24 protein-coding genes and 1 tRNA gene are annotated in these 22520 nt (G+C 66.8%); 12 read left to right on the top strand and 13 right to left on the bottom strand.

The genetic code is table 11. The features are described 5' to 3' along the window. Positions 1 to 53 precede the first annotated feature (53 nt). Genes T8K17_RS03830 through recR form a run of 3 tightly spaced genes read left to right on the top strand, consistent with a single transcriptional unit; the run spans position 54 to position 2925 of the window. Positions 54 to 1982 carry a DNA polymerase III subunit gamma/tau gene (locus tag T8K17_RS03830; RefSeq protein ID WP_322333183.1) on the top strand — a complete coding sequence of 643 codons (1929 nt, stop codon included), beginning with the start codon at positions 54 to 56 and terminating at the stop codon, positions 1980 to 1982. Positions 1983 to 1985: 3 nt separating this feature from the next. After that, on the top strand, positions 1986 to 2309 hold the full coding sequence (locus T8K17_RS03825) for a YbaB/EbfC family nucleoid-associated protein (protein ID WP_322333182.1): 324 nt from the start codon (positions 1986 to 1988) through the stop codon (positions 2307 to 2309). A 22-nt stretch (positions 2310 to 2331) separates the two neighbouring features. Continuing rightward, complete coding sequence (recR, locus tag T8K17_RS03820; RefSeq protein ID WP_322333181.1) at positions 2332 to 2925, top strand: recombination mediator RecR; 594 nt, start codon at positions 2332 to 2334, stop codon at positions 2923 to 2925. Positions 2926 to 2945: 20 nt separating this feature from the next. Here the strand turns inward: recR and T8K17_RS03815 are convergent, their stop codons facing one another. The 7 genes from T8K17_RS03815 to T8K17_RS03785 form a co-directional block, all read right to left on the bottom strand. Then, complete coding sequence (locus T8K17_RS03815; protein ID WP_322333180.1) at positions 2946 to 3989, bottom strand: hypothetical protein; 1044 nt, start codon at positions 3987 to 3989, stop codon at positions 2946 to 2948. A 168-nt stretch (positions 3990 to 4157) separates the two neighbouring features. Further along, positions 4158 to 5330: a cell division protein ZapE gene (gene zapE / locus T8K17_RS03810; protein WP_322333179.1), complete on the bottom strand. Its 1173-nt coding sequence runs from the start codon at positions 5328 to 5330 to the stop codon at positions 4158 to 4160. Next, positions 5320 to 6069: an SDR family oxidoreductase gene (locus T8K17_RS03805; protein ID WP_322333178.1), complete on the bottom strand. Its 750-nt coding sequence runs from the start codon at positions 6067 to 6069 to the stop codon at positions 5320 to 5322. The genes zapE and T8K17_RS03805 overlap by 11 nt, the downstream gene beginning before the upstream one ends. Positions 6070 to 6112: 43 nt before the next feature. Then, entirely contained in the window at positions 6113 to 6835 is a 723-nt protein-coding gene (locus T8K17_RS03800) for a hypothetical protein (RefSeq protein ID WP_322333177.1), read from the bottom strand. 119 nt (positions 6836 to 6954) lie between these two features. After that, complete coding sequence (locus tag T8K17_RS03795) at positions 6955 to 7884, bottom strand: cobalamin-binding protein (protein WP_322333176.1); 930 nt, start codon at positions 7882 to 7884, stop codon at positions 6955 to 6957. Continuing rightward, positions 7884 to 8240, bottom strand: coding sequence for a lipid-A-disaccharide synthase N-terminal domain-containing protein (locus tag T8K17_RS03790; protein ID WP_322333175.1), 357 nt, complete (start codon positions 8238 to 8240; stop codon positions 7884 to 7886). The genes T8K17_RS03795 and T8K17_RS03790 overlap by 1 nt, the downstream gene beginning before the upstream one ends. Continuing rightward, entirely contained in the window at positions 8233 to 9036 is an 804-nt protein-coding gene (locus T8K17_RS03785; protein WP_322333174.1) for a glycosyltransferase family 2 protein, read from the bottom strand. The genes T8K17_RS03790 and T8K17_RS03785 overlap by 8 nt, the downstream gene beginning before the upstream one ends. 329 nt (positions 9037 to 9365) lie before the next feature. Between T8K17_RS03785 and phnC the strand changes: the two genes are divergently transcribed. The 4 genes from phnC (at position 9366) to phnE (T8K17_RS03765) (ending at position 13552) form a co-directional block, all read left to right on the top strand. Then, positions 9366 to 10223, top strand: coding sequence for a phosphonate ABC transporter ATP-binding protein (gene phnC / locus T8K17_RS03780; protein WP_322333173.1), 858 nt, complete (start codon positions 9366 to 9368; stop codon positions 10221 to 10223). A gap of 89 nt (positions 10224 to 10312) precedes the next feature. Then, positions 10313 to 11239 (top strand): phosphonate ABC transporter substrate-binding protein, encoded by a 927-nt coding sequence (phnD, locus tag T8K17_RS03775; RefSeq protein WP_322333172.1) that lies wholly within the window; start codon positions 10313 to 10315, stop codon positions 11237 to 11239. Positions 11240 to 11322: 83 nt separating this feature from the next. Then, positions 11323 to 12180 carry a phosphonate ABC transporter, permease protein PhnE gene (gene phnE, locus T8K17_RS03770; RefSeq protein WP_322333171.1) on the top strand — a complete coding sequence of 286 codons (858 nt, stop codon included), beginning with the start codon at positions 11323 to 11325 and terminating at the stop codon, positions 12178 to 12180. 10 nt (positions 12181 to 12190) lie between these two features. Continuing rightward, on the top strand, positions 12191 to 13552 hold the full coding sequence (gene phnE, locus T8K17_RS03765; protein WP_322333170.1) for a phosphonate ABC transporter, permease protein PhnE: 1362 nt from the start codon (positions 12191 to 12193) through the stop codon (positions 13550 to 13552). Between the two features lie 15 nt (positions 13553 to 13567). Here phnE (T8K17_RS03765) and T8K17_RS03760 read toward each other — a convergent pair whose 3' ends face one another. Next, a complete protein-coding gene (locus T8K17_RS03760; RefSeq protein ID WP_322333169.1) occupies positions 13568 to 15271 on the bottom strand; it encodes an acyl-CoA dehydrogenase family protein in 1704 nt (567 codons plus the stop codon). 376 nt (positions 15272 to 15647) lie between these two features. Here T8K17_RS03760 and T8K17_RS03755 point away from each other — a divergent pair, with 376 nt between their 5' ends. Together T8K17_RS03755 and T8K17_RS03750 are read left to right on the top strand one after the other, a co-directional pair. After that, complete coding sequence (locus tag T8K17_RS03755) at positions 15648 to 16235, top strand: J domain-containing protein (protein ID WP_322333168.1); 588 nt, start codon at positions 15648 to 15650, stop codon at positions 16233 to 16235. A gap of 202 nt (positions 16236 to 16437) precedes the next feature. Next, positions 16438 to 16785 carry a hypothetical protein gene (locus T8K17_RS03750; RefSeq protein WP_322333167.1) on the top strand — a complete coding sequence of 116 codons (348 nt, stop codon included), beginning with the start codon at positions 16438 to 16440 and terminating at the stop codon, positions 16783 to 16785. 149 nt (positions 16786 to 16934) lie between these two features. Here T8K17_RS03750 and T8K17_RS03745 read toward each other — a convergent pair whose 3' ends face one another. From T8K17_RS03745 to T8K17_RS03730, 4 genes are all read right to left on the bottom strand, one after another. Beyond that, a complete protein-coding gene (locus tag T8K17_RS03745) occupies positions 16935 to 17867 on the bottom strand; it encodes a carbon-nitrogen hydrolase family protein (RefSeq protein ID WP_322333166.1) in 933 nt (310 codons plus the stop codon). After that, complete coding sequence (locus T8K17_RS03740; RefSeq protein ID WP_322333165.1) at positions 17864 to 18463, bottom strand: GNAT family N-acetyltransferase; 600 nt, start codon at positions 18461 to 18463, stop codon at positions 17864 to 17866. The genes T8K17_RS03745 and T8K17_RS03740 overlap by 4 nt, the downstream gene beginning before the upstream one ends. A 67-nt stretch (positions 18464 to 18530) precedes the next feature. Beyond that, on the bottom strand, positions 18531 to 18920 hold the full coding sequence (locus tag T8K17_RS03735) for a cytochrome c family protein (protein WP_322333164.1): 390 nt from the start codon (positions 18918 to 18920) through the stop codon (positions 18531 to 18533). Positions 18921 to 19077: 157 nt separating this feature from the next. Next, positions 19078 to 19302 carry a hypothetical protein gene (locus T8K17_RS03730; protein ID WP_322333163.1) on the bottom strand — a complete coding sequence of 75 codons (225 nt, stop codon included), beginning with the start codon at positions 19300 to 19302 and terminating at the stop codon, positions 19078 to 19080. A 108-nt stretch (positions 19303 to 19410) separates the two neighbouring features. On the opposite strand from T8K17_RS03730, the gene T8K17_RS03725 reads away from it, so the two are divergent. Continuing rightward, positions 19411 to 20253, top strand: coding sequence for an ion transporter (locus T8K17_RS03725; protein WP_322333162.1), 843 nt, complete (start codon positions 19411 to 19413; stop codon positions 20251 to 20253). A 13-nt stretch (positions 20254 to 20266) separates the two neighbouring features. After that, a tRNA-Gly gene (locus tag T8K17_RS03720) sits at positions 20267 to 20340 on the top strand. Positions 20341 to 20573: 233 nt separating this feature from the next. On the opposite strand, the gene T8K17_RS03715 is transcribed toward T8K17_RS03720, so the two are convergent. Beyond that, the gene (locus T8K17_RS03715) at positions 20574 to 21326 is read right to left on the bottom strand and encodes a hypothetical protein (protein ID WP_322333161.1); all 753 of its coding nucleotides are present in this window, start codon (positions 21324 to 21326) and stop codon (positions 20574 to 20576) included. 230 nt (positions 21327 to 21556) lie between these two features. Here T8K17_RS03715 and T8K17_RS03710 point away from each other — a divergent pair, with 230 nt between their 5' ends. Continuing rightward, the gene (locus tag T8K17_RS03710; protein WP_322333160.1) at positions 21557 to 22507 is read left to right on the top strand and encodes a hypothetical protein; all 951 of its coding nucleotides are present in this window, start codon (positions 21557 to 21559) and stop codon (positions 22505 to 22507) included. Positions 22508 to 22520: the final 13 nt, after the last annotated feature.

Genomic DNA, 22520 nt, shown 5'->3' with positions numbered 1-22520 from the left:
ATTTTGGGGATCGCGTTCTTTCATGTGCGGGGACGCGGCCCTATGATCGCGCGATGAACGACGCCTCGCCCCCCGCCCAGGACGCCGCCCCGAGCGAATATCGGGTATTGGCGCGGAAATACCGGCCCCAGACCTTCGACGATCTGAAGGGCCAGGACGCGCTCGTGCGCACCCTGCGCAACGCCTTCGAGCAGAACCGGGTGCACCACGCCTTCGTGCTGACCGGCGTGCGCGGGGTCGGCAAGACCACCACCGCGCGGATCATCGCCAAGGGGCTGAACTGCATCGGTCCGGACGGCCAGGGCGGGCCGACCATGCAGCCCTGCGGGGTGTGCGACAATTGCCGCGCCATCGCCGAGGACCGGCATGTGGACGTCCTGGAGATGGACGCCGCCTCCCATACCGGCGTAGACGACGTCCGCGAGTTGATCGAGAACGTGCGCTACCGCCCGGTGGCGGGCCGCTACAAGGTCTACATCGTCGACGAAGTGCACATGCTCTCAAAGAACGCCTTCAACGCGCTGTTGAAGACGCTGGAGGAGCCGCCGGAGCACGCCAAGTTCATCTTCGCCACCACCGAGATCCGCAAGGTTCCGATCACCGTCCTATCGCGCTGCCAGCGCTTCGACCTGCGGCGGATCGACATCGCCCTGCTGGTCGAGCTGTTCGAGCGGGTGTGCCGGGACGAGAAGGTCGAGGCCGAGCCCGAAGCGCTGCGGCTGGTTGCCCGCGCCGCCGATGGCTCCGCCCGCGACGGTCTGTCGATCCTGGATCAGGCCATCGCGCTTGCCTCCGGCCCGGTGACGGTCGACGGCGTGCGCGACATGCTGGGCCTGGTCGACCGGGTGCGGATCTACGATCTGTTCGAAGCGGTGATGGCCGGACGGATCGGCGACGGGCTGACGGTGCTGTCCGAACTGTATGACGGCGGTGCGGATCCGGTCGTGGTGATCCAGGACCTGATGGAGCTGACCCATGCCATCACCCGCATGAAGGCCGCCCCCCAGGCCGCCAGCGCGAACGATCTCGGCGAGTCCGAGCGCGAGCGCGGCAAGGCCCTGGCCGAGACCCTGGCGGTGCCGTCCCTGACCCGGACCTGGCAGATGCTGTCCAAGGGGTTGGGCGAGGTGCAGGCCGCCCCGGTGCCGATCGCCGCCGCCGAGATGGTGCTGATCCGCGTCGCCCACAGCGCCGACATGCCGGACCCGGCCGATCTGGTGCGATTGCTGACCGATGGCACCGCGCTGCCGGCGGGCGGCGGTGCGCCGAGCGCGCCCGCTCCGGCGGCGTCCGGTCCGGTGGCGTCCGCGCCGTCCGGTCCGCCGCCACGCGCCGAGGCGCCGCCGCCCCCGGTCGCCGCAGTGCCCGCCGCCGATCCGGTGCCGGACTATGTGTCCTCCGATTACGGGATGGGCGAGTTCGACGGCGGCGATCCAGGAGCGGCGTCCTACGCCGGGGACGGTGTGCCGGATTTCGTCACCGCCGGTCCGCCCCCTGACGACGACGAGGGGCTGGCCGGCGATCCCGACGACGCGTTCGATCCGGTGCCGACAGACTTCGCCGGGGTGGTCGACCTGGCCTTCCGGCGCGGCGAGGCGATCCTGGGTGCGACGCTGACCAACAAGGTCCATCCGGTGCTGGTCGAACCCGGCCGTTTGGAACTGCGGCCGCAGAAGGGCGTTGACTCTCGCATGATCGGGCTGCTGGCCGGACATCTGCAGCGATGGACCGGCCGCGATTGGATCGTGGAGATCTCCGACGAGGAGGGCGGCCCCACCCTGAGGGAGCAGAAGGCGGCGCAGAAGGCGGCCATCCAGGCGGAACTTGCCGCCCACCCGGTGGTCGCCAAGGTGCTGGAACTGTTCCCCGGCGCTGAGATAGACACTGTGGTCGAACTGGCCGCCCCCGAACCGGAGGCGGCCGACCTGCAAAGCGATATGTCCCCTGACCCGCTTCGGGCGGGTCAAGCAAACGAGGCGTAGGCGATGAAAAATCTCGGCCAGATGATGAAGCAGGCCCAGGAAATGCAGACCCGCATGCAGGAAATGCAGGAGCGGATGGAGCAGACGGAGATCGAGGGCGCCGCCGGCGGCGGGATGGTCTCGGTCACCATGACGGCCAAGGGCTCGGCCCGGAAGATCAAGATCGATCCGGCCCTGATGGACGCCAACGAGACGGAAGTGCTGGAGGACCTGCTGGTCGCCGCCCTGAACGATGCCCGCGCCAAGGCGGAGACGTTGCAGGCCGAGCAGATGAAGGAACTCACCGGCGGCTTGCCGCTTCCTCCGGGCTTCAAGCTGCCGTTCTGAACGGCGGATCGGACGCGAACCCATGGCCGCAGGCGATCTCGATAGAGTGATGCATCTTCTGGCGAAGCTGCCGGGCCTTGGGCCGCGGTCGGCGCGCCGGGCGGTTCTGCACCTGATGCAGAAGCGCGAGGCCCTGATGCTGCCGCTGGCCGACGCCCTGGCGGCGGCGGCGCGGTCGATCCGCACCTGCAGGACCTGCGGGAATTTCGACACGACCGACCCTTGCGGGATCTGCGACGACCCGCGCCGCGATCCGGGGCTGGTCTGCGTGGTCGAGGATGTGGGCGACGTCTGGGCGCTGGAACGGGCGTCGGCCTTCAAAGGCCGCTACCACGTCCTCGGCGGGGTTCTGTCCGCTTTGGACGGGGTCGGCCCGGAGGATCTGAACATCGACACCCTGGTCGCCCGCGCCGCCTCGCCGGAGGTGAACGAGGTCATTCTGGCGATGAACGCGACCGTGGATGGCCAGACCACGGCGCATTACATCGCCGACCGGCTGTCGGGCACCCATGTGGCGGTCTCCCGCCTGGCCCATGGGGTTCCGGTCGGGGGCGAGCTCGACTATCTCGACGACGGGACCCTGACCCAGGCGTTGAAGGCCCGTCAGAGCGTCTGATCCGGAGCCGGCAGCTGCTTTCAGGAGGCGCCGGCGAATTTCGGGGCACGACGCTCCATGGCCCAGAGCCGGTCGAGGCCCGGCTTGATTTCTGCGGCGACGAAATCGGCGCGCTTGTCGGGGCTGCCGCCGCCGCTGGGGAACCGCTGCTCCCATTCGTAGACCTTCACCGTCAGGCCGCACAGAACCTCGGCCAGGCTGCGCTGGTGCCGGGAGATGGCGCCGCGTACCGCGTTGAAGGTCTCCACCGTCACCTGGTCCCAGCGCACCACGGTCTCCCGGTCGAACCCGTTGAACCGGCGCGTAACCGAGTTGGAGACGTAGGTCAGGATCTCCTCCACCCGGGTGATCGCCTTCTGCATGGACTGGTCGTGGCGCAGATTGCCCGACTCCTTCACATCCGCGATCCAGGTCATCAGGCGGTTCACCGCCGGCAAGCAGTACAGGAAGTAGCTGCGGTAGTAGGAGAGGGCCAGGTAGGTGTCGCCGTAGCTCTCCAGCATGTCCGGAAGCTGCTCGACGCCGATGCCGAGACCGCGGGACATGTTTTCGATGCGGCTGCGCACGGACGCCGTATCGGGATTGGCCACCCGGTCGATCAGGGTTTCGATGTCGTTCTCGCCGCTGCCGTTCCCGTCGCCGTAGAGGTACTGCATGAGGGGGCGCGTGATGTTCTGCATCAGCGGCGCCAGCTCGCGCTTCTTGGCGGTGGAGAGCTGGAAGGCGTCGAGGCTGAGGATGTCCACGCCGGCTTGGCGCAGGCCGATCCGAAGCGTGTAGGGGTCGAAGGCCGGAAGCTGGCTGAGACGGCGGAGCAGGAGGATGTCGTTCTCGAGATCGCCATCGTCGGTGAAGAAATCCGGAACCTCGTCCACCGAGATCTGACCGGACCCCATGCCCTTCTCGCGGAACAGCTCGATCCGGGTTTCCAGGCGCACGTTCTTGATCAGACGCGCCTTTTTCATCGCGGGTGTCTTGACCGGAACGATGGCGAGCGGCAGCGTGTGGATCGAATCGCGGTCGTATTCCGCTATCTCATGAATCGTGCCGGTCGCATCGGGCATGGCGATGTCGATCTCCCCAATCGCCCGTTAGACAAGACTTCAACCGGACGAAGCGTTGCGGTCGTTTCCGCAACATCTAAAGCCTTTTAGGGAAATTTCCGCAAAACGCAATACGTCTCGCCTTATCCGCGTGTGGCGGGAAGACTGTTTCGCGTCAAGTATAACCCTTCAAGGCCTATGGGGTTTGGTGACGTAGTCTTCCGAGCGCATTTCCATAAGCCTTGAAACAGTACGGTCGAACTCGAATCCCCAGTCCGTGCCGGCGTACAGCGCTTCGGGCTCGTCGGCTGCGGAACAGACCAACGTGGTGTGCCGCTCATACAGGGCGTCGATCAGCGTCATGAAACGCCGGGCCTGATCGCGAATCGCGTCGGTCATGGTCGGGATATCGTCGATCACAATCGCGCGATACTTCTTTGCCAGCGCCAGGAAGTCGGCCGGACCGAGCGGCTTGGCACACAGATCTTCAAACCGGAAGCGGGCCACGCCCTTGGCCGCCCGGTCCACTGCCATTTCGCGGCCGTTGACGATCACCACGTCCGACTCCGGCTTAGCACCGCCGGTCATCTCGGCGAACAGGTGGTCCAGGGTCTTTTCGGCCTCGGCATCGGCGGGGGTCACGTAGACCTTCTCGCCGACCAGGCGATCGAGCCGGTAATCGGTCCCTTCGCCGAGATCGACCACGTCCAGCCGGGCCTTGAGCAGCTCGATGAAGGGCAGGAAGCGCTCGCGCTGCAGGCCGTTCTTGTACAGTTCGTCGGGATGACGGTTCGAGGTGGCGACGACGATCACGCCGCGCTCGAACAGGGCGGTGAAAAGCCGCGACAGGATCATCGCATCGGCGATGTCGCGCACCTCCATCTCGTCGAAGCACAGCAGGTGAGCCTCGCGGGCGATCTCCTGGGCGGCGCGGGCGAAGGGCATCTCGCCGCCGATCCCGCGCTGGCGGATATGGTGGATGAGGCTGTGCGCCTCCTGCATGAACTCGTGGAAATGGACCCGGCGCTTGCGCTCGACCTCGGCGGCGCCGAAGAACAGGTCCATCAGCATGGATTTGCCCCGTCCGACCGGGCCGTAGAGATACACGCCGCGTGGCGTCTCCTCCTTGCCGGAATCCCAGCCGCCCAGGAAGCGGCGGACGAGGCCGCCGCCCTTGGGCGACTTGGCGCGCCAGCCGGAGACTTTGTCGGCCAGGGTGTCGAGCCGGCGGGCGGCCGCCTCCTGATCCGGATCCGCGGTGATCGCGCCGGTCTTCAGGAGGGCGGCATAGCGTTCGAGGGGCCGGCCGTCGGGAACCGCGGAGCAGTCGACGATCAGCTTCTGCGCAGCGTCAGCGGCCACCGTTCACTTCCAGGACGGTTCCGACGCAATAGGCGGCATGGTCCGAGAGCAGCCAGACGATGGCCTCGGCCACTTCCTCGGCGGTCCCGGCCCGGCCGATCGGCACCAGAGCGCCGAGCCGCGCGGCCCGGTCCGGCGCACCGGCGGTGGCGTGGATGTCAGTATCGATCATGCCCGGGGCCACGGCGTTCACCCGGATCCCCTCGCCGGCCACTTCGCGTGACAGGCCAAGGGTCCAGGCGTTCACCGCGCCCTTGGAGGCGGCGTAGTGGACGAACTCGTTGGGCGAGCCGACGCGCGGGGCGATGGAGGACAGGTTCACGATCGGACCGCCCTTGCCGCCGTTCTTGGTCGACAGGCGCCGGACCGCCTCACGGTTGGTGATCATCAGGCCGATGACGTTGAGGTTGATCACCTCCTGCATCGCCTCGGTGCTCATGTCCTCGACCCGGGTGATCTTGCCGGTGATGCCGGCATTGGCCACCACCCCGCCGATCGGGCCGAGTTCCTTCTCGGTGGTCTCGAACAGGGACAGGATGTCGGCTTCCTTGGCCATGTCGCCCTGGACGGTGATCGCCCGGCGGCCGGCATCCCGGACCTGCGTGGCGACCGCCTCGGCGGCGGCCGCATTGGCGGTGTAGTTGATCGCGATGTCCCAGCCCTGGGCGGCGGCGAGGCGGCAGGCGGCGGCACCGATGCCGCGTGAGCCTCCGGTGACGATCAGGACCTTGTCGGACATCGCGATTTCCCCCGTTTAGCTGTGCCCGCCCGCAGCGGCGGACTTACTGAGCGGCCGGCGCGGTGGCGGCCAGATGGACCCGCGCGGTGATGGTGGCCTTCTCGGCACCGGCCAGGCCGCTGCCGCCGCCGGGTGCCGCCTGGGCCATGTCGGAGCGCATCATCTGCATCTCCGCCTTGGCCATCGGCATCGGGCGGTAGGACTGGGTGAAGTCGATCATGCGCACCCGGAACTTGCGGTCGGCGAAGGCCGCGTTCAGGGCGGAGATCTCCTTGCCGACCCGCTCGTAGACCTTGGCGCGCAGGGTGTCGGTGACGGCTTCGCGCTCGGCCATGGTCGGCGAGTAGTCGATGGACGCGACGGTGAGCGAGCGGCCCGGCTTGGTGGCCTTCTTCGCCTTGTCGGAGAGGTCGGACAGGGCGGCCTCCGGAACCCGGGCTTCCGCCACCACGCTCCACCGCTCGAACCCGGCGTCGTCGGCCTGCTTGCTGAACTGGACGATGCGCCAGGTGGTGTCGATGCCGAAGCCCTGCAGGGTGGTGACCAGCTCGTCGCGGGCGGCGCCGAAGGTGCCGGCTTCGACCGCGAGGTCGGCGGCGATGCGCACGGTGGCGGTCGTCGTTTCCACCCAGTCCTCGACCTCGAGCATCATCACGACCTCGTCGTCGGCGACGCCCTGCCGGGTGATCGGGCCGGCCTCGTCGGCCTGAACGGGGGCCGCGAGCAGAAGGGAGGCGGCGAGAAGGGCGGCTAAGGAAAGACGCATGGAGAGTTCCTAACGGTCAGGTGATCTTGGACCGGAATCCGACCATAGCCAGAGGGCGAAATGAAGGCAATCCGGGGACGGTCCGGTCAAGATCGGGTCCTGAGAGCGCTGTCTCCAGGCTATCTCGACCCGCCGATCGTCGCCCAGGCGGAGCCTTCGCGCGAGAAGTTGAAGGCGCCCGGGTTCAGGATCTCCGCGAGGATCTCCAGGGACGTGATCAGCCGCGGGCCCGGTCGGTTGAAATAGGCGTTGCCGTCCACCGCCCAGAGCTTGCCGTCGCGCACGGCCCGCATCTTCGCCACGGTCGGCCGGGCCAGGAACGGGGTGGCCTCCTGCAGGGTGCGGGCGAGATCGAATCCGCAGGGCATGAAGATCATCGCGTCGGGGTCCGACTTGGCCAGCTTCGCCAGGGTCGTGAATTCCGAGTGCTGGCCCTTCTTCGCCATCACCGGCACGCCGCCGGCAGCGGTCACCAGTTCCGGGACCCAGTTGCCGGCGATCATCGGCGGATCGATCCATTCGATGCAGGCGATGCTCGGCTTCGGGTCGAGGGCGGCGCCGCGCATGGAGATGATCTCCACCCGTTCCCGGGCCCGTTCCGCCAACTCGTTGCCGGCCCAGCGCAGGTCGAACGCATCGGCCATCGTGCCGAAGCTCCGCCAGACCTGGTCCAGCGTTTCTGGCGCGACTGAGACCACCACGGGGTGACTGCCGGTCCAGGTCGCCAGCGCCGCGTTCAGGTCGGCCTCGGAGACCGCGCAGGCGGCGCACTGATGCTGGGTGAGAATGATGTCGGGCTTGGCCGCCTTCAGGGCGTCGGCATCGACCTCGAACACCGACAGCGCCTTGGTGATCAGTTTGGATACCTGCCGGTGCAGGCCGCGCGACGGCTTGGCCGGATTGATCCGCGGCCGGGTCATCACCGGGATCTCGGCGACCTCGGCCGGGTAGTCGCATTCGTGGCTGCGCCCCACCAGATGCTCGGCCATCCCGAGGGCGGCGACGACTTCGGTGGCGCTGGGCAGCAACGAAACGATACGTGGGGCCATTATTGCACTGCTTCTGTGGCGGATTTCCGGGCGGCAGCTTCGGTCTCGCGGCGTTCCCGGTGGATCAGCCAGAGATTTCGGGCATAGATGAACAGGCCGGTCCCCTGGCCCAGGATGAAGACGGGATCCTGTCGCCACAGGGCGTAGATGAAGAGCGTAGCACCGCCGGCGATCGAGAAGTACCAGAAGGCGATGGGGATGACGCTCTTGCGGCTGATCTCACTCTTCAGCCACTGGATCAGGAACCGCATCGTGAACAGGGCCTGGCCGCCGAAGCCGACGCAGACCATGACGATCTCCTCGGTCGACATGCCGGTGAAGGCCCCCACTAGTTTTTCGGCGAGGGTATCAAGCATGCGGCCCTCCTTCGTGGGCACCGGCCTCGGTGACCGTCAGGTTGGCGGGGGCGCGGCGCATCAGCCAAACCATCCCCAGCAGGTCGGGAATGCCAACGGCCAAGCGGTCGAAGATCCGGTATTTGGAGGCACCGGCATGGCGAGCGCGGTGATTGACCGGCACCACCGTCACCCGGGCGCCTTCGCGCTTGGCCAGGGCCGGCATGAACCGGTGCATGTGATCGAAATAGGGGAAGCGCAGGAACAGCGCCCGCTCGAACAGCTTCAGCGAACAGCCGGTATCCGGGTTGTCGTCGCCGAGCATGGACCGGCGCAGCGCATTGGCGATGCGCGAGGCCCGGCGCTTGGTCCAGGTGTCGCGCCGGTTCACCCGATGCCCGGTGACCATCAGCGGCGCGGCGCCGGTGTCCGCCTGCCAGGCCCGCAGCAGTGCCGGAATGTCCGCCGGATCGTTCTGCCCGTCGCCGTCGAGGGTCGCGATCAGCCTCCCGCGCGCGGCGGTGATGCCGCTGCGTAGGCCGGCGCTCTGTCCCGAGCGCTTGGAGTGGGTCAGGACCCGCAGTTCCGTCACGTCGCGTCGCAACTCCGCCAGTTTCGCAGAGGTCTGGTCCGTCGAGCCGTCATCGACGAACACGATTTCGAAGGCGCATACATCTGCCAGTGCGGCGCGGATCTCGGCGATCAGCGGACCGACATTGGCCTCCTCGTTCAGGACCGGGACAACCACCGACAGGAGCGGAGCGCTCTTGGACACGGTAGACGAGGTCTCGGCCGGCACGGCGGGTGTCTCCGGCACGGGCGTGATCTTTCACTTTTGACGTCGGCGCCCTGATAGCCCCGCAAGGGGCCGTGTTTCAAGGAAGATCACGCAGAGAGAACGCGCCGATCCGGCCCGCGGTTCCCCCGAGGTCTCCAAATCGCAACGTGACTGCAAACAAAGCGTCATCGACCGCGGGCTATACGGGCTTCCGACGGAGCCGATCGTCGGCGCCGGTCATGCTGGGAAGTCGTCGACCCGACCCGGACCCGCCGGCGGGATGACGGCTTTGCGCGGTGGGGCCGGCGGATTGGTCGGACGGACCGCACGAACGCTCCTCGCAACGCTCGAAGGCCCGCTCGCCCCTCATGCTGATTTATCAGAACGTCACCAAGCGCTTCGGCGCCAACGCCGCCGTCGACAAGGTCAACCTGTCGGTCGATGCGGGCACCATGCTCGGCATCATCGGTCGCTCGGGTGCCGGCAAGTCGACGCTGCTGCGCCTCACCAATCGCCTGATCGATCCCAGCGAGGGGTCGATCCGCTTCGGATCGCGCGACATCGGCAGCCTGAAGGGCAAGGCCCTTCTCGACTGGCGGGCCGACTGCGCCATGATCTTCCAGCAGTTCAACCTCATCCCGCGCCTGGACGTGCTGACCAACGTCATGCTCGGCCGCGCCAATGCGATGGGGTTCTTCAAGAGCGTCTTCAAGCTGTTCACCGATGCCGAGCGCCACGAAGCGCTGCTGGCGCTGGAGCGACTCGGCATCTTGGAGACCGCGCTGCAGCAGGCCGGCACCCTGTCCGGCGGGCAGCAGCAGCGCGTGGCCATCGCCCGGGCCCTGATGCAGAACCCGAAGATCATCCTGGCCGACGAGCCGATCGCCTCGCTCGACCCGATGAACGCCAAACTGGTGATGGACGCCCTGCGCGACATCAACCGCCAGGAAGGCATGACCGTCGTCTGCAACCTGCACACCCTCGACACCGCCCGCGCCTATTGCGATCGCATCGTGGGGATGCGCGGCGGCCAGGTGGTGTTCGACGGCGCGCCGGCGGATCTGACCACCGACGCGGCGCGCGAGATCTACGGCGCCGGCGCCGAGTTCGACGAGGCCGCGACCTCCACCAGCATCAACGACCGCCCGGACGATACGGGCCCCGAGATTTCCGACGGCCCGCGCCTGCGTGCGGTCGGAAGCGCCGTCGCCTCCGCCGGGGGGTGACGCCGCCGACCGTCCCGGTCAGCCAGACCCGGCGATGCCAATACCAAGGCGCCAACACCAAACGGCTCATATCGAGCGAGGGGAAGACAATGACCTTTCTGCGCACTGCGGCGGCCGCCGCCGTCACTGCCCTGGTCGCGTTCGCCGGCACCGCGCCGGTCTCCGCGGCCGATCTCGGCATCAAGGAATTCCGCATCGGCCTGCTCGGCGGCGAGAACGCCTCCGACCGTCTGAAGAGCAACGAGTGCCTGCGCGAGCGCACCGAGAAGCTGCTGGGCGTGGAAACCAAGCTGTTCGCCCCGGCCGACTATAACGGCGTGATCGAGGGCCTGCTCGGCGGCAACCTGGACATGGCCTGGCTCGGCGCGTCGGGTTATGCAGCCGTCTATCTGAAGGACCCCGAGGCGGTCGAGCCGGTCCTGGTGAAGATCAATGTGGACGGCTCCTACGGCTACCACTCCATCGGCTTCGCCCGTGCCGACAGCGGCATCAAGAGCCTGGACGACATGAAGGACAAGAAGTTCGGTTTCGGTGATCCGAACTCCACCTCCGGCTACCTGATCCCGTCGATCGAAATCCCGGCGGCCGGCTTCCCGATGACCCCGGGCGAGTATTTCGGCGACGTCGTCTTCACCGGCGGCCACGAGCAGACCATCGTCGCGGTCTATAACGGCGATATCGAAGCCGGCGTGACCTGGGCCGACGGTATCGGCGCCTGGGAAGAGGGCTACAACTCCGGCGCCCTGCGCAAGGCGGTCGATGCCGGCCTGGTCGACATGACCCAGCTCGTCGAGATCTGGCGCTCGAAGGTCATCCCGGAAGGCCCGATCGTGCTGCGCAAGGCGCTGCCGGAGAAGGTCAAGCTGCTGATGACCGGTCTGATGGCCAGCCTGGAGTCGATGGACGCCGAGTGCGCCTATGGCGTGATGGCCGGCGAGGTGAAGGGCCTGGCCCCGATCACCCACGAGGAATACCAGAGCATCATCGACGCCCGTAAGTCGAAGATCGGCAAGTAAGACTGCCTAGTGCGGCGCCGCGCGGTCCCAATCGGATCGCGCGGCGTTCGTCGTTCTGCCCTCCCGCCCGTGCGAGCCCGCCCATGGCCATGACCACCGTCGATCAGCTGCAGGCCCATGCCTCCTCCCTGGAGAAGCGTCGGCGCCTGTACACCGTCCTGGGAGCCGTGGTCTTCGCCTTCCTGGTGGTGATGGGCTTCATCGGCGCCGAGGAGATGAACTCCGGCGGCTTCGTCCAGGGTCTGTCCAAGTTCTTCGACTATCCGAGCAACATCGTCGCCGAAACCCACAATGCCGGGCTCGGCTGGTTCGAGCGGCTGTGGGTCTACCTGCCCGCCCTTTTCGAGACCATCAATATGGCGGCGGTCGCGACCATCTTCGGCACCGTCTTCGCCGTCTGCCTGTCCTTCGCCTCGACCCGGGGCCTGGGCGTCTGGCCGCCGATCATTCCGGTCGCGCGGCGAATCATGGACATCACCCGGGCCTTTCCCGAACTCATCCTCGCCCTGTTCCTGATCTTCATGCTCGGCTCCTCGCCGGTCCCGGCGATCATCGCCGTCGCCTTCCACACGGCGGGCGCGCTGGGCAAGCTGTTCTCCGAGGTTAACGAGAATATCGACCGCGGCCCGCTGGAAGGCATGACGGCGGCAGGCGCGAGCTGGTCGAAGCGCATGCGCTGGGCGGTGCTGCCCCAGGTGCTGCCGAACTATACGAGCTACATGCTGCTGCGCTTCGAAATCAACATCCGCGCCTCGGCGATCCTGGGCTTCGTCGGCGCCGGCGGCATCGGCACCGAGCTGCGGAAGGCGATCAGCTGGGCCAATGGCGCCGACATCGCCGCTCTCTTCGTCCTGCTGTTCCTGACGATCATGGTGATCGACCAGATCTCCGGCCATGTGCGCCGGCGTCTCGTCGGCGGCATGTTCGTCGGCGCGCGCTGAGGAGGCCGCCATGAGCGCCATCACCGCCGGCGAGACCGCCCGCCTGAACGCGTCCTATGGCGAGGTGCTGGGCGTTCACCGCCGCCAGTTCCTGTGGCCTGTCGGGCTGGTGGTCGCCGTGATCGCCTACCTGGTCTACGCCTTCTTCGCCTTCGATGTTCCCGACCTGATCGCCAAGTCGCGGCTGGACCGTGGCGTCCTGCTCGGCCTCGACAGCGTCGCCTACAAGGTCCATGTCGAGAAGAACCTGCGCCGCGACCTAGTGGAGGTGGCCGTCGAGGGCGAGCGCACCGCCACCTATGACGAGGCGGACCTGCCGGACTGGGTGCAGGTGAGCGGCCCGAACGCGAACGAAGGCCGGATCGACATCGACATGGGCGGCGGCTACCGCTTCGTGATCGAGGGCGAGGTTCTGACGGTGACGGGGCCTGGACTCCAGCGGCCCTTCGTGGTGACCGCCGGCGGCGAGACCTTGAGCTGGGAAGGCGACACGCCGTCCTGGATCGAGCTGAACCCGAAAAAGGTCGACGTGAAGCCGAGCCTGTTCCAGCGCGCCCAGGTGACCTCCGGCCGGATCCTGGTGTTCCGCTATTTCTGGGGCTGGGAGGATTTCTGGTTCGATTTCCGCTCGCCGCTGCACGACGTGTCGGCCGGCGCGCTGTGGTCGCTCGCCTGGTCGGACGAGCGTCTCGATCCGGAGATGTCCAACGCGGCCCTGATCTTCCACGAGTTCTGGACGAACGAGGGCTGGCAGCACGGCGACGTCTTCAAGGCCCTGCTCGAGACCGTGATCATGGCGTTCCTGGGCACCGTGGTCGCCGCCTTCGTGGCCCTGCCCCTGGCGTTCATGGCCGCGGCCAACGTCAATCCGGACCCCGTCAGCCGGTTCTTCATCCGCCGGTTCTTCGACTTCGTGCGCGGCGTCGACATGCTGATCTGGTCGCTGATCTTCATCCGGTCGTTCGGCCTCGGCCCGCTGACCGGCGTGATGGCGATCGCGCTGACCGATACCGGCACCCTGGGCAAGCTGTTCTCCGAGGCGATCGAGAACATCGACAACAAGCAGGTCGAGGGCATGCAGTCCACCGGCGCCGGCGCCCTGACCCGCTACCGCTTCGGGGTGATCCCGCAGATCCTGCCGGTGTTCATCTCCCAGTCCCTGTACTACCTGGAATCCAACACCCGCTCGGCCACGGTGATCGGGGCGTTGGGGGCGGGCGGCATCGGCCTGAAACTGGTCGAGACGTTGCGCACCGGGAAGGACTGGGAGAACACCGCCTACATCATCGTGCTGACCCTGATCGTGGTCATCGGCATGGACATGACCTCCGGCTGGCTCCGCCGCAAACTGACCGGCGTCGGCCGCGACTGAGGGCCGTTCGGACTCTCAGTTGCGTCCCGGGTTTAACAACCCCCGCGCGATCACGCCGGCCTGAATCTCGGCCGCACCTTCGAAGATGTTCAGGATGCGGGCGTCGCACAGCACCCGGCTGATCGGATACTCCAGCGCATAGCCGTTGCCGCCGTGGATCTGCAGGGCGTCGTCGGCGCAGGCCCAGGCGACCCGGGCGGCGAGCAGCTTGGCCATGCCCGCTTCGATATCGCAACGGCGGCCGCTGTCCTTCTCGCGGGCGGCATGCAGGGTGAGGGCGCGGGCCGCCGCGATCTCCGCCGCCATGCGGGCGAGCTTGTTGGCGACACGCGGAAAGGCCTGAAGTTTCTTGGAGAATTGGACCCTTTCGTTGGCGTAACGAAGCCCCAGCTCCATCGCCGCCTGGGCTACCCCGACGGCGCGGGCGGCGGTCTGGATGCGCGCGCTCTCGAATGTCGCCATGAGCTGCTTGAAGCCCTGGCCCTCCTCGGAGCCGAGCAGGCTGCCCACCGGCACCTCGAAGCCGTCGAAGGCGATCTCGTATTCCTTCATGCCGCGATAGCCGAGCACCTCGATCTCGCCGCCGCTCATGCCGGCGGCGGGGAACGGGTTCTCCTCGGTGCCGCGCGGCTTTTCGGCCAGCAGCATGCTCAACCCGCGGTAGCCGGATTCGTCCGGGTTGGTCCGCACCAGCAACGTCATCAGGTCGGTGCGTGCCGCGTGGGTGATCCAGGTCTTGTTGCCGTTCACTTTCCACACCTCTCCGGCCTTCTCGGCTCGGGTGCGCAGGTGGGCGAGGTCGGAGCCGGTGTTCGGCTCGGTGAAGACCGCCGTCGGCAGGATCTCGCCCGACGCGATCCGGGGCAGCCAGTGCGCGCGCTGCGCCTCGGTGCCGCCCAGGCGGATCAGTTCGGCCGCGATCTCCGAACGGGTGCCCAGGGAGCCGACGCCGATATAGGCCCGGCTGAGAGTCTCGGAGACCACCACCATGGCCTCCTTGCCCATGCCGAGGCCGCCATACTCCTCCGGGACCGTCAGGCCGAAGGTGCCCAGCTCCGCCATGGCCTCGACCACGTCCATCGGGATCAGCCGGTCCTCCAGATGCCACTGATGGGCATGGGGCTCGACCCGGTCGGCGCCGAAACGGCGGAACTGCTCGCGCACCATGCCGAGGGTCTCGTCCAGCCCGTGATGGCCGAAGGCATCCGGGTCGCCGGCTTCCATGGCCTCGGCCAGGCGGTCGGCCAGCGCAACCCGGGCGGCCTGACCGTTACCATAGCGCATCAACTTTTGGCACGAACCGCTTGTAAGTGGGGCGAGATCTTGCTCTTCCAGTCCCAGATCGTGCGGGCGCAGCATCTCTGTCTGCGCCATCGGGATACCGCCCCGGATCTGGCCCAGATACTCCCCGGCGGCGACTCCGAGAATGAGCCGCTCGGTCTCGCCGGCCTGGCCCCGCTCGGTCAGGTCGTCGGCCCAGGAAACCAGCCTTTTCAACGCTTCGACGGTGGTGGCGAGCCAGGCGAGCCCGTGGGCGGCGGTCTGTTCGGCCTCCAGTTTGGCGCCGTCGATCCGTCCGTTGACCACCACAAGGTCGGAAACCCGCCGGCGGGCGGTCGCCAGAACGGTCTCCGCAGCCTCCACCGCCTCGCGGGCGAGGGCCAGGGTATCTGTGTCTGCGGTTTCAGTGGTCGCGGTATCGACGGCGGCGCCGTTCATCCTCGGATCTCCCAATTCGCAAGCTTTTCCGGTGGGTTCGACACCATGGTGCAGTCGGCGTTTGAGGTCCATACCTCGCGGATTGATACCGGAGGTTAACCCTTTTTGTTAACCCATTGGTTACAATTTGATATGGATGCGAAACGGAGCGGCAAAATGAAACCCCGTTCGCGGTTGCGGGCGCCGTGGCGGGTCGATATGATCGCGCCAACGCCTCAAGATCCTGTGTCTGTTTGGCCGGATCATACGATATGGAGCAAGCGTGATTTCCGCCGACACTACGGGTCCTGATGGAAAAAATTCTTCTAAATCAAAAGGTTCGAACGCGGCGGGGGCAGCCTACGTGGTCCCTTGCGCGTCCTCCTTCCGGGATGCGGTGCTGAAGCTCGCAGATGCGCGCCAGGCCAGTCCCTCGGACCTTGCCCGCGCCGTGCTTCTGCTCATTCCCCGCGACATTTTGGCCCGCACCGTCGATCCGGGGGAGCCGACGCCGGGGGACCGGGAGCGGATCGCCCTTCAGTCGGGCGCATCGCGCGGCCGGGTGCTTAAACGGAAACCGCGTTTGCAGATGCGCCTTCCTGCCGGGCACGATCACGCCGATCTGCGGCGCGCCCTGGCCCTGGCCCTGTCGATGGCGAAGGGCGAGGCGGAGCTGGCGGTGGTGACCGAGGCCGACCGCAAGGCCGAAGCGGCGGTCGAGCGGGCCCGCGACGAGATGTCGGACGAGAACGCGACCCTGCGCGGGCTGATCGGCGATCTGGCGATGCCGGTCCTGCCCGACGGCATCCAGACCCGCAGCGAAGCCCTGTTCGCCCTGGGCTTTCCGCCCACCGCCGTGCCCGATATCGGCACGATCCGGCGCCGCTGGCGCCGCATGGCGATGATCTATCATCCGGACAGCGCATTCGGGGACCACGACCGGATGAGCCAGCTCAACCAGGCACTTGCGAAGCTCACCCAATAGGAAGGGTGAGCATACGATTGTAATTTTATTTCGCGTGCTTGACAGCCGTCCCGACGCTCCGTAGCGTCATGCCCATGACCAACGATCTCCACATGCAGGCCGCCGTCGTGGTGGGCCTCATCGGTCGGCGAATTAGCCGCCCGGTCCTCTCTGAGGGCCGGGGCTGTGCCATTCGCCTGGAACCGATCTATGGAGACTTCTCATGCTCGCCGAGCACCTGAGCGCCAATTCTGGCCCTTCGACCACCGCCGCCAACACCGCCCTCACGAACCCCGCCGCCAATGCCGCGGACGAGCCGGTCGTGGCCTGCTTTTCCATCACCGCCGAGGCCGACCCGCAGGTCATGCCGCGGGTGCTGGAGCTGTTCGCCAAGCGCGGCCTGATCCCCTCGCGCTGGCACAGCGACCTCAGCGGCCGACGCCGGGACGAGCTGCTTATCGACCTGCAGGTCGAAGGGCTGGGCCGGGAAAAGGCCGACCTGATCGGCCACGCCATGCGCCAGATGGTGCCGGTCCTGAGCGTGCTGATCAGCGAGAAAAGCTACGCCTGAGAGGCGGATCTTCCTAGATCACTGCCCGGATTTATTCCGGGGTGAGCGGTGCGGTCGCTTCGTCCTCTGGGATGGGAGTGCGAAGCGTCGGATGGGCTTGGCCCGGAATAAATCCGGGCAGTGAGAAGAGAGAAAGCAGCGGCGCAGTCCTACGCAATCCGAACGATCTCGACGCCGGCCGCCGCCGCGGCATCGGCTTCCGCCGCACCGACCTGTTCCAGCCAGTCGCGGCGGCCGCGCACGCCGCCGCTCTCGCGCACGGCGGCGATCGGCGCGAAGTCGATCTCCGCCTGCACCCAGCCGGGCCGGTCGAACGTCCCCTCGGCCAGGATGCCGGTCGGCGGCAGACCAATATCGGCGGGCACGAAGACACCGGCGGATCCGTGGTTCATGTCGAGAGCCGGCGACCACGGCGCCTCGCCGATGGTGGGGCTGGTGATCACCGGCACCTGGTTCTCCAGGGCCCGGGCGAGCGCAGCGGTGCGGACCCGGGCGGCGCCGGCGATCGTTTCGGTGGCGCTGGGGATCAGGATCAGTTCGGCGCCGGCGGCCACCATCGCCCGCACGATCAGGGGAAACTCGCCGTCGTAGCAGATCGCCACGCCGATGCGGCCGAGCTCGGTATCGAAGACCCGGGCGGCCGAATTGCCCGTGATCCCCCAGGTCTCGCGCTCCCAGGGGGTCATGATCCGCTTGTCCTGGATGCCGATGCCGCCCTGCGGACCGATCAGCCGGGCGCGGTTGACTGCCATTCCCCCCAGGTCGGCGGCCAGCACGGGCAGGCTGGCGGCCAGGATGTGGACGCCATGGCGCCGGGCGAGGTCGACATGCAGGGCGTCGACCTGACCGATCAGGCTGCCGACGGCGCGGATCTGGCCGGCGAGATCGGCCTCCATCTCCGGGCCGAACGTGGACGCCAGTTCCAGGGCGCCATACTCCGGGAAAACCAGAAGTTCGGCGCCGGCTTCGGCGGCTTCGGCCACCCAGCGGGTGATCCCGTCCGCCCAGGCGTCCAAGCTGGAGGGGCGGCCGACCGGATACTGGGCGGCGGCCACCTTGAGGGTCGGCCGGGCGGCGCTCACAGCTCTTTGATCCAGTATTGCATGGGCTTGGCGGTCTCCTCGGTGTCGCCGACATCGGTCCAGCTGTAACGCGCGACCGCGCCGTCCAGTTCACGATAGCCGAACCGGCGCCACACCGGGTCGAGCGGCTGGTAGCCGTCCGGCCTCGCCGGATGGTCGTCCGGGCGCAGCACGCCGCAGAACACCGCCGTGGAGAAGCCGAGCCGGCGGGCATGGTCTTCCCGCCGCTCGAAGAACGCGCGGTAGGCGCCCCGCCCCCGGCATTCCGGAAGCAGAACGGATTCCGCGCAGTAGAACACCCGGTCGACGTCGTAGCCTGCCGTCGCCAGGGGGGCGGAGAAGTCGGCGTGCTCGTGGGCGAGCGGCAGGCCGGTCGACGCGCCGACCAGGGCGTCGCCCGCATGCGCCGTCACCAACACGGCCCCGTCCGACGCGGCGAAGGCGGACAGATACTTCGCCTCGTAGTCGACCGACCCGTCGTAGAGATAGGGCCAGGCACGGAACACCCGGATCCTCAGACGCGCCAGATCGTCTACCGCCGGCGCGATCTCGGAACGTCCCCTTAGGGTCTCGAGGCGTAGATCGTTGGTGGCCATGGCGTCCCCCTGCATCGCGCGCCGGAATACCGGCGGCGATGCTGTGGGTCAACCGGCCGGCCGATGCCTATTCGGCCGCCTGCTTCAGATAGGCGATGACGTCGGCCCGCTCCTTGGCGTCCTTGAGGCCGACGAAGATCATCTTGTTGCCCGGCACCGTCGCCTTGGGATCCGCGAGATAGGCGCTCAGGGTATCGGCGTCCCAGACCACGTCATGGGCCTTCATGGCGTCGGAATAGCGGTTGAAGCCCTCGGCGGTTCCGGCCTTGCGGCCGATCACGCCATACAGCGAGGGCCCCTGGCGGTGTTTGCCCTCCTGGACCGTGTGGCAGGCCTGGCACTTGCGGAACACCTTCTTACCCTCGGCCGGATCGCCGTCCTGGGCGAAGGCGGCGGGGGCCAGGGTCATCGTGCCGGCCGCAAGGGCAAGGCCGAGGGCGAGGGCGGTTCTACGCATGAAAGTCTCCGTCTTCAGCATGGGTCGTCGGGAAGCGGCTCTTGGGGCCGGTCGGTCCCGGTGCGCGGCCGCATTCTGGCGCGCTGCCGCGCCGGGCGACAGGCCGTGTGACGATCTGTCGGAACTGTTGTTCTTACGGGGCGAGCGGGCGGACGGATCAGTACCCGCGTTTCAGCAGGCGGTTGATCATGTGCGTCACGATCAACGCTCTTGGCTCCACGGCGCGCCAGCGCTCGGCCACATCGCCGGCGAGCGTCCGGGCCTGCCAGTCCGAGAGTTCGGCGCTTGCCTCGTCGAGCGAGATGACCCGTCGGGCGACCTTCGCGGCCAGCAGGCCCGCCTGGAACTCGACCTCCGGATTGATCGGGCGCTCCTCCGTCATGCGTCCCCCATGCAAAGCTGCCTCTTGAACCGGCGCCCCGGCGAGGTTAGCTGAAGCGCTGTCGTGGCCGCCGGACCGGCAGGCCTGTCGGGGGAGCGCGTGGGAGCCATGCAGTCGATCACTGGAACGGGGGCCGGGGTCCGGGAACGGGTGCGCCGCTTCGTGGAGTCGGGCCGCACCCAACTCGCGATCACCGTCCTGATCGTGCTGAACGCGATCACGCTGGGGCTGGAGACCAGCGAGACCGCGATGGCGGTGGCGGGGCCGGCGCTGACCCTGTTGGACACCCTGATCCTGAGTATCTTCGTCGCCGAAATTCTGCTGAAGGTCTTCGCCCATGGGGCCGGGTACTTCCGGGATCCCTGGAATCTGTTCGATGTGGCCGTGGTGGGGGTCGCCCTTGTTCCCGCCTCCCAGGGCTTCTCCGTGCTGCGGGCGTTTCGGATCCTGCGCGTCCTGCGGCTGGTGTCGGTGGTGCCGTCCCTGAGACGGGTGGTCGGAGCGCTGCTCCATGCCATTCCGGGGATGGGCTCGGTCGTCATGCTGCTCGGCGTGCTCTTCTACGTGTTCGCGGTCATGGCCACCAAGCTGTTCGGCGGCCAGTTTCCCGAGTGGTTCGGAACCATCGGCGCGTCATTCTACACCCTGTTCCAGGTGATGACCCTGGAGAGCTGGTCCATGGGGATCGTGCGGCCGGTCATGGAGGTGTTCCCGCAGGCCTGGCTGTTCTTCGTGCCGTTCATCCTGCTGACCTCCTTCGCCGTCCTGAACCTGTTCATCGGCATCATCGTGGACGCCATGCAGAGTCAGGCCCATGCGGACGAGGTCGCTCAGCATGAGGGCGAGCCGACCCTGGTGGACCTCATGGCCGAAGTGAAGGCATTGCGCGCCGAAATCGCTGAAAGCCGGGGTGTGAAGTCCGCTCTGGAATCTGAGAGGAACAGCGGCTAAAGTCCGCCGCCTCGCGGGCGTAGTTCAATGGTAGAACCTCAGCCTTCCAAGCTGATGATGCCGGTTCGATCCCGGTCGCCCGCTCCAAACCCCGCTCCCTAGATCGATTCCGCCCCCGCGACCCGCCGCCTCTCCGGCAGGGGCCTGGCACACTTGCCCGGCGGATGGCGATGGTGGCCGTCCTGGATCCTGGTTTGATAATGGATCGGAGCCGGAATGAAGGGCCGCTGGCCGTCAGGTCCGATCGGAAGACAGGCGAGACCGTTGGCGCCGACGATCGGCCGCCGGCGCGCGGACTTTGATACGATGCGGTGTCGCGGTCAGTCGAACAGGGCGTCGATATCGGCCTGGCTCAGACCCTGGCCGCCCAGGGCGGGACCGTTGAGGAGCTCGTGCTCCTCGTGCTCGTCATGGGCGCCGTCGCTGATACCTTCGTCCGGAATGTCGACGTCCTTGAACGCCTCCAGGCCCCAGATGTCGATCATCGCCAGCACACGGCTTTCGATGTAGCGCAGGGTCTTGACCACCTGCGTCACGCGCTGGCCGGTCAGGTCCTGGAATGCGCAGGCCTCGATGATGGCGATCAGGCGCTCGCTGGCGAGGTCGATGAGCGGTCCCACGTCGGGATCCTCGACCGTATGCGAGTGGATCTTCTTGAGCAGCTGCTCGACCTCGTCGGCCGCCGACATGATCTCGTTGGTGGCGTCTTCGGTCTGCTTGGTGATTTCCTCGAGTTGGAGAGAGGCTTTCTCCATCTCGTCCCGGCCCATGACCGGGTTCTTGATGGCCGCGATCTGGGTCTTGGCGCGGCCGATGCTGCGGACCATCTGCGCGATTTCCACGCGCACGTCCCGCTTCATATCGTCGTCTTCGGCGATCTCGATTTCTTTGACGTCGCGGATCTGGGCGATCTCCTGCCGCAGCTCCGCGATCTGGGCGAGGATCAGCTCGACCCCGCCTTCCACCACCGCTACGGGAGGAATGTCCGTATTGGCGCCTTTCAGCACACCCACCGCACCGGCCTTCTTGGCCTTGCGCTCAATAGAAAACAGCTTCTCGTGCTTGGCGGCCATCATCATCTTCTCCCGGCACCTAGGTACGACCAGAGCGGATACTCGCCGAGATGCTTAAAAAAAGCGTTAACCCTTAGGTGGAGGTTCTAGAACTGAATCTCCTTCACCTCTTCATTAACCGTTTTTTTAGGCTATTGCGCCAAATTGGCGCGGTCGGCCAACAGGTCTGACGGCCGTGCCTATATCAACGGGCGTGGAGCGGAATAAGGTTTACCAGGATGGCTCTCGCAGTGGCTAACGCCGATACAAGCGACAAGTTGGACTCCAATACCCACTTCGTTTTCCAGCACCGGGTATTCCAGCTTCCCGATACGCGCTTCGAGCTCTCGAGCATCGACCGTCACCCTGTGATGCATGTGAAGCTCGGCGACATCGACGCGGTCATTCCGATCGACGACGTGTCGATCGAATTCGGAATCTCTCCAGATTCCCCCGATGGGAAGCTTCTGGTCGTCGTCTCCAACAGCCTGAAATACGTCAAGGATATCCGGCCGGGCGACAGCATCCCCTCCGAACTGCTGGACGGCACGGCGTCCTGGCGAGTGGACGACCATCACCGCGAGCTGGCCAAGAACCGGCTCATGGTCCAGGTCGCCACCTGGCTGACCGGAAACGAGTCCGTCGTCCTCGACATGGCCGAACTGCGGCGGATGTCCACGGATTCCAGCATGCAGCAGAAGGTCCGCGACGGCATCTCCAAGATCGCCGAGGAACTCGGTCTTGGCTCTGGGCGGCGCGACGAGGTGCTCGACATGATCGACCGCTTCGCCCGCGAGCTCTGCTACATCGAGGCCCTGCGCGACCGCTACAACGCGGCCCGCGGCATCGCGGTGAAGCTGAACAAGGTCGGCAAGCTCTACAAGGAAGACAAGCACTTCTACGAAGAGGTCAACCGCGCCGGCATCCTGATGCGGCCGGCCATGAACGGGTTCACCAACCTCTTCGATCAGGTCGACGCCCAGACCGGCGAGATCATGGCGGTGCTGAAGACCTACGACGCCATGGTGAAGTATGTCCGCGAGATCCGCGACGAACTGCATCAGCGCCTGATCATCTGGGATAAGGCGATCAAGATGTGGAACATTCCGATCGAGAAGAAGCACGACCGGATCCGCGATGCGGTCCGCGAGACCTATCGCTTCGTCGCCTATCATTTCCCGCAGACCCACGACTGGGTCTAGCCGACCTCAGCGG

This window comes from Thalassobaculum sp. OXR-137 (genome assembly GCF_034377285.1).
Classification (GTDB): Bacteria; Pseudomonadota; Alphaproteobacteria; order Thalassobaculales; family Thalassobaculaceae; genus Thalassobaculum.
The sequence above is the reverse complement of the archived record's forward strand: the minus strand, read 5'-3'. Positions and strand labels throughout refer to the sequence as shown.

Bases quoted from the DNA above. Each gene is read 5' to 3' on its own strand.
- T8K17_RS03830 (WP_322333183.1), top strand. From the start codon at position 54: ATGAACGACGCCTCGCCCCCCGCCCAGGACGCCGCCCCGAGCGAATAT.
- T8K17_RS03825 (WP_322333182.1), top strand. From the start codon at position 1,986: ATGAAAAATCTCGGCCAGATGATGAAGCAGGCCCAGGAAATGCAGACC.
- recR (WP_322333181.1), top strand. From the start codon at position 2,332: ATGGCCGCAGGCGATCTCGATAGAGTGATGCATCTTCTGGCGAAGCTG.
- T8K17_RS03815 (WP_322333180.1), bottom strand. From the start codon at position 3,989: ATGCCCGATGCGACCGGCACGATTCATGAGATAGCGGAATACGACCGC.
- T8K17_RS03805 (WP_322333178.1), bottom strand. From the start codon at position 6,069: ATGTCCGACAAGGTCCTGATCGTCACCGGAGGCTCACGCGGCATCGGT.
- T8K17_RS03800 (WP_322333177.1), bottom strand. From the start codon at position 6,835: ATGCGTCTTTCCTTAGCCGCCCTTCTCGCCGCCTCCCTTCTGCTCGCG.
- T8K17_RS03795 (WP_322333176.1), bottom strand. From the start codon at position 7,884: ATGGCCCCACGTATCGTTTCGTTGCTGCCCAGCGCCACCGAAGTCGTC.
- T8K17_RS03790 (WP_322333175.1), bottom strand. From the start codon at position 8,240: ATGCTTGATACCCTCGCCGAAAAACTAGTGGGGGCCTTCACCGGCATG.
- phnC (WP_322333173.1), top strand. From the start codon at position 9,366: ATGCTGATTTATCAGAACGTCACCAAGCGCTTCGGCGCCAACGCCGCC.
- phnD (WP_322333172.1), top strand. From the start codon at position 10,313: ATGACCTTTCTGCGCACTGCGGCGGCCGCCGCCGTCACTGCCCTGGTC.
- phnE (WP_322333171.1), top strand. From the start codon at position 11,323: ATGGCCATGACCACCGTCGATCAGCTGCAGGCCCATGCCTCCTCCCTG.
- phnE (WP_322333170.1), top strand. From the start codon at position 12,191: ATGAGCGCCATCACCGCCGGCGAGACCGCCCGCCTGAACGCGTCCTAT.
- T8K17_RS03760 (WP_322333169.1), bottom strand. From the start codon at position 15,271: ATGAACGGCGCCGCCGTCGATACCGCGACCACTGAAACCGCAGACACA.
- T8K17_RS03750 (WP_322333167.1), top strand. From the start codon at position 16,438: ATGCTCGCCGAGCACCTGAGCGCCAATTCTGGCCCTTCGACCACCGCC.
- T8K17_RS03740 (WP_322333165.1), bottom strand. From the start codon at position 18,463: ATGGCCACCAACGATCTACGCCTCGAGACCCTAAGGGGACGTTCCGAG.
- T8K17_RS03735 (WP_322333164.1), bottom strand. From the start codon at position 18,920: ATGCGTAGAACCGCCCTCGCCCTCGGCCTTGCCCTTGCGGCCGGCACG.
- T8K17_RS03730 (WP_322333163.1), bottom strand. From the start codon at position 19,302: ATGACGGAGGAGCGCCCGATCAATCCGGAGGTCGAGTTCCAGGCGGGC.
- T8K17_RS03725 (WP_322333162.1), top strand. From the start codon at position 19,411: ATGCAGTCGATCACTGGAACGGGGGCCGGGGTCCGGGAACGGGTGCGC.
- T8K17_RS03715 (WP_322333161.1), bottom strand. From the start codon at position 21,326: ATGGCCGCCAAGCACGAGAAGCTGTTTTCTATTGAGCGCAAGGCCAAG.